This window comes from Olsenella uli (genome assembly GCF_016899935.1).
In the GTDB taxonomy this organism is placed as follows: domain Bacteria; phylum Actinomycetota; class Coriobacteriia; order Coriobacteriales; family Atopobiaceae; genus Thermophilibacter; species Thermophilibacter uli_B.
Genome location: NZ_JACJJK010000001.1, coordinates 375,291 through 386,262, shown reverse-complemented (window position 1 = coordinate 386,262; position 10,972 = coordinate 375,291). Strand labels below are relative to the sequence as shown.

Annotated in this window: 8 protein-coding genes; 4 read left to right on the top strand and 4 right to left on the bottom strand. The window is 70.3% G+C overall.

What is annotated here, in order from left to right; genetic code table 11:
• Position 1: 1 nt before the first annotated feature.
• Entirely contained in the window at positions 2-1,468 is a 1,467-nt protein-coding gene (locus tag H6A07_RS01735; protein WP_204812709.1) for a glutamate synthase subunit beta, read from the top strand.
• 1 nt (position 1,469) lies between these two features.
• Positions 1,470-1,655 carry a hypothetical protein gene (locus tag H6A07_RS01730; RefSeq protein WP_204812707.1) on the top strand — a complete coding sequence of 62 codons (186 nt, stop codon included), beginning with the start codon at positions 1,470-1,472 and terminating at the stop codon, positions 1,653-1,655.
• A 281-nt stretch (positions 1,656-1,936) separates the two neighbouring features.
• Here the strand turns inward: H6A07_RS01730 and H6A07_RS01725 are convergent, their stop codons facing one another.
• The 3 genes from H6A07_RS01725 to polA all read right to left on the bottom strand — a co-directional run bounded on the left by H6A07_RS01725 (position 1,937) and on the right by polA (position 6,160).
• On the bottom strand, positions 1,937-2,869 hold the full coding sequence (locus H6A07_RS01725; RefSeq protein ID WP_204812705.1) for a zinc dependent phospholipase C family protein: 933 nt from the start codon (positions 2,867-2,869) through the stop codon (positions 1,937-1,939).
• A gap of 73 nt (positions 2,870-2,942) precedes the next feature.
• A complete protein-coding gene (gene rnhA / locus H6A07_RS01720) occupies positions 2,943-3,419 on the bottom strand; it encodes a ribonuclease HI (protein WP_204812803.1) in 477 nt (158 codons plus the stop codon).
• A gap of 56 nt (positions 3,420-3,475) precedes the next feature.
• On the bottom strand, positions 3,476-6,160 hold the full coding sequence (polA, locus tag H6A07_RS01715; RefSeq protein ID WP_204812703.1) for a DNA polymerase I: 2,685 nt from the start codon (positions 6,158-6,160) through the stop codon (positions 3,476-3,478).
• A 352-nt stretch (positions 6,161-6,512) separates the two neighbouring features.
• Here polA and H6A07_RS01710 point away from each other — a divergent pair, with 352 nt between their 5' ends.
• Positions 6,513-8,603, top strand: a complete 2,091-nt coding sequence (locus tag H6A07_RS01710) for a glutamine synthetase III family protein (protein WP_204812701.1) — start codon at positions 6,513-6,515, stop codon at positions 8,601-8,603.
• A 101-nt stretch (positions 8,604-8,704) separates the two neighbouring features.
• On the opposite strand, the gene H6A07_RS01705 is transcribed toward H6A07_RS01710, so the two are convergent.
• Positions 8,705-9,442: an HAD family hydrolase gene (locus H6A07_RS01705; RefSeq protein WP_204812699.1), complete on the bottom strand. Its 738-nt coding sequence runs from the start codon at positions 9,440-9,442 to the stop codon at positions 8,705-8,707.
• A gap of 252 nt (positions 9,443-9,694) precedes the next feature.
• On the opposite strand from H6A07_RS01705, the gene rpsA reads away from it, so the two are divergent.
• Complete coding sequence (gene rpsA, locus H6A07_RS01700; RefSeq protein WP_204812697.1) at positions 9,695-10,870, top strand: 30S ribosomal protein S1; 1,176 nt, start codon at positions 9,695-9,697, stop codon at positions 10,868-10,870.
• Positions 10,871-10,972: the final 102 nt, after the last annotated feature.

The following is a 10,972-nucleotide window of genomic DNA, read 5'->3' as shown; positions in this document are numbered from 1 at the left end:
GATGGGCAAGCCAGGAGCGTTTCTCACGGTGGGCCGGCGCGCCCACGACCTCAGGCCGGTCGCGGAGCGCACGCGCGACTGGGACGAGCTCTACGTGGAGCCGGACGAGGGCGTGCGCCGCGCGCAGGCGAGCCGCTGCATGATGTGCGGCGTCGCGTTCTGCCAGGCGGGCTTCGGCTTTGGCGGCGCGCGGCCGAGCGGCTGCCCGCTGCACAACCTCATCCCCGAGTGGAACGACCTCGTCTATCGGGGCCTCTGGCGCGAGGCCGCCGACCGCCTGGCGCTGACGTCGCCGCTGCCCGAGTTCACGAGCCGCGTGTGCCCGGCGCTCTGCGAGGCGGCCTGCAACCTGGGCTGTCACGGCGAGCCCGAGACGATTCACGACAACGAGCGCGCGATCTCGGACTGGGAGTGGGCGCACGGCGGCCCCCGGCGTTTCTCGCCCGCCGCACCGGACGCCCCGCGCGTGGCCGTGGTGGGCTCCGGGCCGGCCGGCCTTGCGGCGGCGTGGGAGCTCGCCCGGCGCGGGGCCCGCGTGACGGTCGTGGAGCGCGCCGACCGCGCGGGGGGCCTGCTCACCTACGGCATCCCCAACATGAAGCTCGAGAAGGACGTGGTCGCGCGCCGCGTGGCCCTCATGGAGGAGCTGGGGATCGAGTTCCGCCTGAACACGGACGCGGCCGAGAAGGACGTGGCGTCGGCGCTGCTTGCGGAGAGCGACGCCGTGGTCGTGGCGGCGGGCGCGCGCGTGCCGCGCGGCCTTGCGGCGAAGGGCTTTGACGCCGGCCGCGCGGCCGGCGGCGTGGTCTGGGCCGTGGACTACCTCGAGGCCGCCACGAGGGCGCTCCTCGACGGCGGCGAGCCGGCCGTGAGCGCGGCCGGGCGTGACGTGGTGGTTATCGGCGGCGGAGACACGGGCAACGACTGCCTGGGCACCGCCGTGCGCCAGGGCGCCCGCAGCGTGGCCCAGCTGGAGTTCCTGCCGCGTCCCGCCGAGCCGGGCCCGGGCGTCACGCGCTGGCCCGAGTGGCCCGCCACGCTCAAGACCGACTACGGCCAGGCCGAGGCCATCGAGCTCATGGGCGGTGAGATGCGCTCCTGGGGCGTGGACACGCTCGAGGTCCTTCTCGGCGCGGACGGCGCGGTGCGCGGCCTCGCCGTGGCCGACCTCGACTGGTCCGCCGGGCGCCCGGAGCGCGTGGAGGGCTCCGAGCGGGAGATTCCCGCGCAGCTCGTGCTCGTGGCGTGCGGCTTCGTGGGCCCGGAGCGCGGCGTGCTCGACGCTTTTGGCGTGGGCGCGGGCGAGCGCGGGCTGCCCGTGGTGGTGGCGGGGACGCATCGCGCCGCCGCCGAGGGGACGCCGGTCTACGTGGCCGGCGACGTGCGGACCGGCTCGTCGCTCGTGGTGAGCGCGATCGCCGACGCGATGTCCTGCGCGGGCGAGGTCGCCGAGGCGCTGGGGCTCTGACATGGGCGGCGCGGACGACAGGGGGGCCGGCATCGTCTGGCTCGAGGACGGCCGCGAGGTCGCCTTCGAGCCGGCCGGCGCCCGCCGTCCGTGGCTCGAGGAGTCGTCCGACTGGGGCGACGCCCCCGCCGCGCCCGAGGGGACCAAGCGCCCCGACGAGGAGCCGCCCGAGCTCGTCTGGCTGTGAGGGGCCGAGACGTCCTTCTCGCCCGCCGTTTCCGGTTCCGCCCCCGCACCCCGTTGCCCGTCACCCTACGTCGCCCCCCGGCTTGTCTGGGCAAACATCTGAAACTAACGGCTTTCAGGTTGCTTATGTGGGTCGCTCTGAGCCGGGGTTCTTCTCGCCAGCCGGGTTATCTGGGTCGAGATGATTCCAAATCTTTGCCCAGACAAGCCCGCGACGAAACGGGTCGCAGGCCAAAAGGGGCCGCAGGCCGAGAAGAGCCTGGGGCCGAGAAGAACCTCGGGTCAGTTGTCGGTGCCGGGGCGGCCGGAGAAGTCGAGGCCGGCTACGAGGTCGCGCAGCCGTCCCTCGTCTCCGCGGACGAAGGCCTCGGCGAGCGCGGGGTAGGCGAGCCGCGCCTCGTCGAAGAGGTCGGCAAAGCTGTCCGTGCGCGTCGCGCCCGTGAACGGGTGACGCCAGGCGCCGCGCTCGAGGTTGGCCGCCGCGCACTCGTCCGTTCGCCGCACGTAGTGGGCGGACGCCTGGAGGATCGAATGGGGCCGTACGAGCCGCTCCGTCGCGCCCAGAAGCCGCGCGCGCGCCGAGCCCGCCGGCTCGATCGCGCGGTAGAGGAGCTCGTAGTCGCGCACCGCCGCCGCATACTCGCCCGCGCCGACGGACGTCCCGTAGACCGAGAGCGCCACCTGCGAGAGCAGGGCCCCGCCCACGCGCTCGGTCCGCGCGGTGCGCATGAGGTTGCCGGCCGGCGGGCGCTCGTCGGTGGTGGCGCGTCGCTTCTCCCACAGGATCCAGGAGTCGAGGTCGGACTCGATGACGGCGTGGATCTCGCGGCCGGCTCCCTCGAGCCCGGCGCCCGCCGCCTCGAGCGCGCGCTGCTGTGCGACGATGAACGGGTGCGCCGCGCGGTCGAGCGCGTAGTGCCCCACGATGCCGAGCGCGAAGGCCCGCCCGACGCGCTCGTCGGCGCGGGGGAGGTGCGCCACCCCATCGCGCAGGGCCAGCAGTGTGCGCGTGACGCGCCCGCCCTGGATCTGCCGCGCGAGCTCGTGGCAGGCCGCAGCGCGGGAGGGGAGCGTCGAGAAGCGCGCGTAGAGCGGGTCGGGCCCCTGGTTGCCCAGCAGGAAGGCGAGCAGCTCCTCCTCGCCGGTGACGAGGCCGGCGGGCAGCCCGGAGACGATGTCCTCGCCGAAGATGTGGTGCGTGATGAGCGCGGGCATGGCTTCCCTTCCGACGCGTGGTTCTTCTCGGCAGCACCACTAGGGTAGCGCAATGGGGCGCGGGCGCGCGGGACTACCCCTCGAAGCCGGCGTCCTCCAGAAGGCCCGTCCCGTCGGCTGCGGCCGTCGCCAGCTCGTCGCAGCGCTCGTTCTCGGGGTGGCCCGCGTGGCCCTTGACCCAGACCCACGTGACGTCGTGCGGCTCGGCCGCCGCGATCAGGCGCCGCCAGAGGTCGACGTTCTTCACGGGCTGCTTGTTGGCCGTCTTCCAGCCGCGCCTCTGCCAGCCGGGAATCCACCCCTTGTTGAAGGCGTTGACCACGTACTGCGAGTCTGTCGTCATCGTGACCGCGCACGGCCGGCGCAGCGCCTCGAGCGCCGCGATCGCGCCCATGAGCTCCATGCGGTTGTTCGTCGTGCGCCGGTAGCCGGCCGAGAGCTCGCGCTCGTGGGCGCGCCCGTCGGGGTCGGTGTAGCGCAGCACGGTCCCGTAGCCGCCCGGGCCCGGGTTGCCGCGTGAGGAGCCGTCCGACCACGCCTCCACCCGCATTCTGTCAATCGGGGACTGTCCCCGATTGACAGACGAGAACTCAGTCCAGCTCGCCACTACTTGGCCTCCGCCCAGTTGGCGCCGTAGGAAACCTCGGCCACGAGCGGCACCTTGAGCTCCACGACGCCCTCCATCGTCTCGCGCACGAGCGCGCTCACAGCCTCGAGCTCCGCCTCCGGGACCTCCAGGTCCAGCTCGTCGTGGATCTGCAGGACGAGCTTGGAGGCCAGGCCCTCCTCGTGCAGGCGCCGCTCCACGCGCACCATCGCGATCTTGATGATGTCGGCGGCGGTGCCCTGCATCGGGTGGTTCATCGCCGTGCGCTCGCCAAAGGCCACGAGCTGGCGATTGCGCTGCTGGAACTCCTTGATGTGGCGCTTGCGGCCGTAGAGCGTGACCGCGTAGCCCAGCTCGTGCGCGCGCCGGACCGCGTCGTCCAGGAACGCGCGCACGCCGGGGTAGGCCTCGAAGTAGCGGTCGATCATCTCCTGCGCCTCGGCGCGCGGAATCTTGAGCGAGCTCGCCAGGCCAAAGGCCTGCTGCCCGTAGACGATGCCAAAGTTCACGGCCTTCGCGCGGCTGCGCAGCTGCGGCGTCACCTCGTCGAGCGGCACGCCAAAGACGCGCGCGGCCGTGGCGGCGTGGAAGTCGCGCCCCTCGCAGAAGGCGGCGATCAGGTGCTCGTCCCCGGAGAGGTGTGCGAGCAGCCTGAGCTCGATCTGCGAGTAGTCGCAGGCGAGAAACACGCTGCCCTCGGGCACGGTGAACGCCTGGCGCACGCGGTGGCCAAGCTCCGAGCGCGTGGGGATGTTCTGTAGGTTGGGGTCGGAGCTCGAGAGGCGCCCGGTGGCCGTGACCGTCTGGTTGAGCGTGGTGTGCACGCGCCCGTCGCCGCGCACGAGCGCGGGCAGGGCGTCGAGGTAGGTGCTCTTGATCTTGGAGCGCTCGCGGTAGTCCAGCACGTCGGCCACGATCTCGTGCTCGGCGGCGAGGTCGGCGAGCACCTTGGCGTTGGTCGAGTAGTAGCCGCGCTTGGTGCGCTTGAGCCCAAAGGTGGGCAGCCCCAGCACGTCGAAGAGGACGTGGGAGAGCTGCATGGGGGAGTCGATGTTGAAGGGCTCGCCGGCCGCGGCGTGGATCTTCTCGACCATGCCGGAGATCTCGGCGCCGAGCTCGGCGGACTGGGCGGCCAGCACGCGCGTGTCAACGGCCAGGCCAACGCGCTCCATCTCGGCGAGCACGGGCAGAAGCGGCATCTCCATCTCGTCGAAGAGGCGCTCGGAGCCGTCGGCGGCCAGTCGCTCGCGCAGCGGCCCCACCAGGTCGCGGGCGCGCACGGCGTCGAGCGCGGCCTCGGGGAGCTCCTCGGTCGCGGCGGGCAGCACGCGGCTCAGGTAGGTCTCGGCGAGCTCGGCGGGCGAGAAGGACCCGCGCTCGGAGTCCAGCAGGTAGGCGGCCACGGCCACGTCAAAGACGCGGGCCGGGTCCACCTCGCGCGGCGCCAGGCGCTCCGGCTCGCTGGAGTCGACGGGGGAGAGGACGTGCAGGAGCGCCTTGACGTCGGCGGCGGCAAGGCGCCCCGCGCGCAGGAGCCGCTCGAGCGCGTCGTCGGCGTCCGGGCCGTCGAAGCGGCAGATCTTCTCGCCCGCCGCCGCCCAGAGGGTGTGGGCCGTGCCAAAGAGCGCGCCCTCCGCGCGGTCGTCGTCGAGCGCGCAGCCGACCCAGGCGCCCTCCGCGATCGCGGCCTCCAGCGCCGAGGCGGCCTCGTCGCCGGAGACGGGGTCGGGCAGCGGGGCCGCCGGCGCCTCCTCGGCCTCGCTCTCGCCGAGCGCCGCGCGGGCCTCCGCCACGGCGCCCTCGCCGGCCAGCCGCACGAGGCGCGTGGTCATGCCGGTGAAGCCGAGCGCGGAGAAGGCGCGGGCCACCTCGGCGGGGTCGAAGGTGGGGAAGCGCGCGTCCGCGAGGTCCAGCTCGATCGGGGCGTCGGTGCGGATCGTGGCCACGCGGCGGCTCAGCAGCGCGTCGTCCACGTGCGCGCGGAGGTTCTCGCCCATCTTGCCCTTGACCTCGTCCGCGTGGGCGATGACCTCGTCGAGGCTGCCGTACTGCACGATCAGTGCCGCCGCCTTCTTGGGGCCGATGCCGGGCACGCCGGGGATGTTGTCGGAGGAGTCGCCCTTGAGGCCGTAGAAGTCCGGCACGAGCTCCGGCGTGATGCCGTGGTAGAGGTCCTCCACGCTCTCCGGGTCCATGATCTTGACCTCGGAGACGCCCTTCTGGGTGGAGACGATCTTCACGTGCTCGGTGGAGAGCTGGTACATGTCGCGGTCGCCGGTGAAGAGCAGCATCTCGTAGCCCGCCGCCTCGCCGCGGCGCGCCAGGGTGCCGAGGATGTCGTCGCCCTCCCAGCCCTCGAGCTCGGCCACCGGCACGTCGAGCGTGCGCAGCAGCTCCTTCACCATCGGGAACTGCTCGTGGAGCGCTGGGTCCATCGGCGGGCGCTGGGCCTTGTACTGGGGCAGCATCTCCATGCGCACGCGCGGCTTGCCCTTGTCGAAGGCGCAGATCACGCCGTCGGGGCGGAAGGTGTCCACCATCTTGATGAACATGTTGAAGAAGCCGAAGAGCGCGCCCGTGGAGCGGCCGTCTGGCGCCGTCATGGGCTGGCGGATCGCGTGGAAGGCGCGGTGCATGAGCGAGTTGCCGTCGATGACGGCGATGGTGCGGGCGACGTCTGACATGGGTCCTCCTCGTTGTCGTCACCTGATTGTAGGCGAGAAGGGCGACACAAACCCCCGGCGCCGCGCGCCCCGCGTTCTTCTCGTCCGTCCGCAAACCTCACAGGTGGTGCGAGTTTTCACGCCCTTACTTGGCTGACATAATCTCTAACTTGACACAAGAAGCACCACCTGTGAGGTTTTCACCCGCCGGGCGAGAAGGGCGCCCGCGCCGGGGCTCAATCTTCTCGCCATGAAATGGCTTTGAAGTTGCAACCAAACCACACCGCGCGCTTCACGCGGGCGCAACGGCTGTGAAACAATGGCCTCGTAGAGTATTCGGCCGTAAGCCACGACGCCAAGAGAAGGGGCGCACATGGGCAAGGACAGGGTCTCTCAGGAGTTCGGCAGCCTGCTGTTCACCGACGCGGTGATGCAGGAGCGGCTCCCCAAGCCGACGTACAAGGAGCTCCGCCAGGTCATCGACGACGGCAAGCCGCTCGACCTGGACATCGCCAACGAGGTCGCGCACGCGATGAAGGAGTGGGCGCTCGAGAAGGGCGCCACGCACTTCGCGCACTGGTTCCAGCCGCTCACGGGCATCACGTCCGAGAAGCACGACAGCTTCCTCACGCCGATTAACGACGGCACGATCCTGATGTCCTTCTCGGGCAAGGAGCTCGTCCAGGGCGAGCCGGACGCCTCGAGCTTCCCGTCCGGCGGCCTGCGCGCGACCTTCGAGGCGCGCGGCTACACCGCCTGGGACCCCACGAGCCCGGCCTTCATCAAGGACGAGGTTCTCTGCATCCCCACGGCCTTTGTCTCCTACACCGGCGAGGCGCTCGACAAGAAGACGCCGCTCCTGCGCTCACAGGTTGCTCTGGAGCAGCAGGCCAAGCGCGTGCTCGCGCTCTTTGGCCGCGAGCCCAAGCGCGTCTTCACCACGATCGGCCCGGAGCAGGAGTACTTCCTCGTGAAGGAGGAGGACTACGAGAAGCGCCCCGACCTCATCTACTGCGGCCGCACGCTCTTTGGCTGCGAGCCGGTCAAGGGCCAGGAGCTCGAGGAGCACTACTTCGGCGCCATCCGCCCCACGGTCAACGACTTCATGAAGGAGGTTGACGACGAGCTCTGGAAGCTCGGCATCCCGGTCAAGACCAAGCACAACGAGGTCGCGCCCGCCCAGCACGAGCTCGCGCCGATCTTCGAGCAGGGGTCGCTCGCCATCGACGACAACCTCCTCACGATGGAGAAGCTCAAGCTCATGGCCACGCGCCACGGCCTGGCCTGCCTGGAGCACGAGAAGCCCTTCGAGTACGTGAACGGCTCCGGAAAGCACAACAACTGGTCCATCTGCGCCGACGGCAAGAACCTGCTGGAGCCCGGCGCGGTGCCCTCCGAGAACCTGCAGTTCCTCGTCTTCCTGGCCGCGCTCGTGGCCGCCGTCGACGAGCACGCGGACCTGCTGCGCATGAGCGTGGCCTCCGCCGGCAACGACCACCGTCTCGGCGCCAACGAGGCGCCCCCGGCGATCATCTCCATCTTCCTGGGCGACCAGCTCCACGAGATCGTTGAGGCCCTGATCAACAAGGAGGAGCCGGAGGTCCACGAGGCCGAGCGCATGGACCTGGGCGTGCCCGCCCTGCCCGACCTCCTGCGCGACTCCACCGACCGCAACCGCACCTCGCCCTTCGCCTTCACGGGCAACAAGTTCGAGTTCCGCATGTGCGGCAGCCAGCAGAACCTCGCCGACCCCAACGTGGTCCTCAACACTGCGGTGGCCGAGCAGTGCGACCGCTTTGCGACCAAGCTCGAGGGCGTGCCGGCCGAGGAGTTCACCAACCTGGCGATGCGCTGGGTGCGCCACACCCTGCGCGACCACCAGCGCGTGCTCTTCGAGGGCAACGGCTACTCCGAGGAGTGGGAGGCCGAGGCCGAGCGCCGGGGCCTGCCCAACCTCAAGACCACGCCGGACGCGCTGCCCTGCATGATCAAGCCCGAGAACGTGGCGTTCTACGAGAAGTACCACGTGCTCGATGAGGCGGAGATCCGCGCCCGCTACGTCTCCAAGGCCGAGCAGTACGCCAAGCTCCTCAACATCGAGGCCAACACGATGGTCTACATGGCGCGCCACCTCTACGTGCCGGCGCTCTCCGACTACTCCGGCGACCTCGCCACGAGCGTGGCCACCAAGGCGGAGATCGGGATCGACGCCAAGGTCGAGAAGGACCTCGTGCGGGAGCTCACCGAGGGCATCGCGCGGATCGACGTCGCCGCGGCCGACCTCGAGGCCGCCAACGCCGCCGCGCGCGAGGTGGAGGACCCGCAGGCCCGCTGCGACGCCTACCGCGACGAGGTGCTGCCCGCGATGGACGCCCTGCGCGCGCCGGTCGACGCGATGGAGCAGATCTGTGGCGCCGACTACTGGCCCGTGCCCACCTACAACAAGATGCTCTTCTGGGTGTAGAGACTGGCCGCAACCCGGTTCGGGGCGCCCGGCGCGTGCGATGCGCGTCGGGCGCCCTCGTTCTTCTCGGCCGGCGGCCTTGCTGTGAGCGGTGGGCGCCCCTACGCGTCCTGCTCGTTCAGGCGGGCGAGAAGATCGGGCAGCTCGCGGGCGAGCCGCTCCATGGGGCCACGCCAGACGGCGTCCTTCGGCCGGGCGTGGCCCACGTAGGCCGTGCGCAGGCCGCAGCTCGGGCGCACGATGTCGCGCACGGCGTCGTTTCCCACCATGAGGCACTCCTCGAGGCGCACGCCCAGCTGGTTGGCGAACTCCTGGTAGTAGCGCACGCTCGGCTTGCAGCGCGTGGAGTTGGCGTAGGTGGAGATGAGCGCGAAGTCCTCCTCGGCCACGCCGGCCCAGCCCATGCGGGCGCGGTCGCAGGCGAGCGAGAAGGTCGGGTTGGTGGCGAGCGCGCAGACGAGCCCGGCGTCATGGACGGCCTCGATCGCCGCGCGGGCGCCCTCGACGGGCCGCGCGCCTACGAGCCCGCCGGAGAAGCCGGGCACGATCTGGGACTCGTAGTAGGTCATGAGGTCGGCGATCACCGGGTCGTCGAGCGGGATGCCGGTGGCCGCGTAGAAGGTCTGGTCAAAGAGCCGCTCGTTGGTGAGGGAGTCCTCGCGGTCCTGGGCGTCCATGGCGAGAAACGCGCGGACGTAGGGGACGCCGAGCGCGACGGGGCTCGTGCGGGCGGCGCTCGCGAGCAGGCGCGTGGCGCCGGCGACGTAGCGGGCGATGAACGCGGCGAGGTTGAGCCTCAGCAGCGTGTCGTCCAGGTCGAAGAGCACCGCCTTGATCACGCGCGCCTCCCTTCTCGCCCGTGCGGCCGTCCGGCGAAATCCGCCCACAGAAAATAGAGAATACCCGTTCCTCACGCTTGAAAAACAGGTGAGACAAACGCTATTCTAATGCGCGTGTGGGCAGAGGGCCCGCACGACCGTATCTGTCGGCCCCCGAGAGCATGTAAGTTTCCACGTAGACGCCACGATTTCAGGCACTGCAGGCAGCGACCATGACGACCGGGGCCCCGAAAGTTCGAAAGGGGTCCACTTTTGAGTGAGATTCAGAACTCGTCCATCTTTGCGCTGGACGACATCTCCGACGAGGAGATGAGCAACCTCATCGACGGCACCGTGACCGACTTCGACGAGGGTGGTCTGGTTACCGGCACCGTCGTGAAGATCGAGCGCGACGAGGTTCTGCTTGACATCGGCTACAAGTCCGAGGGCGTCATCCCCTCCCGCGAGCTCTCCATCCGCAAGGACGTCAACCCCGCCGACGTGGTCTCCATGGGCGAGGAGATCGAGGCGCTCGTCCTTCAGAAGGAGGACAAGGAGGGCCGTCTGGTCCTGTCCAAGAAGCGCGCCGAGTACGAGCGCGCCTGGAACGCCGTGGAGGAGAAGTTCAACTCCGGCGAGACCGTCGAGGGCGAGGTCATCGAGGTCGTCAAGGGCGGCCTGATTCTCGACATCGGCCTGCGCGGCTTCCTGCCCGCCTCCCTCGTCGACCTCCGTCGCGTCAAGGACCTCAACGCCTACCTCGGCACCCGCATCGAGGCCCGCGTCATCGAGATGGACCGCAACCGCAACAACGTCGTCCTCTCCCGCCGCGTCGTCCTCGAGGAGGCCCGCAAGGCCGAGCGCCAGGAGATCCTCTCCAAGCTCCAGGTCGGCATGCGCCTCAAGGGCACCGTCTCCTCGATCGTCGACTTCGGCGCCTTCGTCGACCTCGGCGGCATCGACGGCCTCGTGCACATCTCCGAGCTCTCCTGGAACCACGTCAACCACCCCTCCGAGGTCGTCAAGGTCGGCCAGGAGGTCGAGGTCCAGGTGCTCGACGTCGACCTCAACCGCGAGCGCATCTCCCTCGGCCTCAAGCAGACCACCGAGGACCCCTGGCGCACGCTCGTCAAGAAGTACCCGGTCGACGCCATCGTCGAGGGCACCGTCACCAAGCTCGTCACCTTCGGCGCGTTCGTCGACCTCGGCGAGGGCGTGGAGGGCCTCGTGCACATCTCCGAGATGGCCAAGCAGCACGTGGACCAGCCGTCCCAGGTCTGCTCCGTGGGCGACACCGTCCAGGTGAAGGTTATGGAGATCGACCTCGACCGTCGTCGCATCTCCCTGTCCATGAAGGCCGCCGCCGAGACCCTCGGCACCGAGGTCGAGGTCAAGCCGCTCCCCGAGAGCGACAAGCCTGCCGAGGACGAGGAGTCCGTCGAGGAGTAGTCCTTCTCGCCAGCGCGTTTTCTGAGAGCGGGGTCGCCTTCGGGTGGCCCCGCTTCTTCGTGGACAAGGGACGCGGGCGAGAAGGACGTGTACGCGCGACGA

Coding starts and splice junctions, on each gene's coding strand:
- H6A07_RS01710 (WP_204812701.1), top strand. CDS start 6,513: ATGGGCAAGGACAGGGTCTCTCAGGAGTTCGGCAGCCTGCTGTTCACC.
- polA (WP_204812703.1), bottom strand. CDS start 6,160: ATGTCAGACGTCGCCCGCACCATCGCCGTCATCGACGGCAACTCGCTC.
- rnhA (WP_204812803.1), bottom strand. CDS start 3,419: ATGCGGGTGGAGGCGTGGTCGGACGGCTCCTCACGCGGCAACCCGGGC.
- H6A07_RS01735 (WP_204812709.1), top strand. CDS start 2: ATGGGCAAGCCAGGAGCGTTTCTCACGGTGGGCCGGCGCGCCCACGAC.
- H6A07_RS01730 (WP_204812707.1), top strand. CDS start 1,470: ATGGGCGGCGCGGACGACAGGGGGGCCGGCATCGTCTGGCTCGAGGAC.
- H6A07_RS01725 (WP_204812705.1), bottom strand. CDS start 2,869: ATGCCCGCGCTCATCACGCACCACATCTTCGGCGAGGACATCGTCTCC.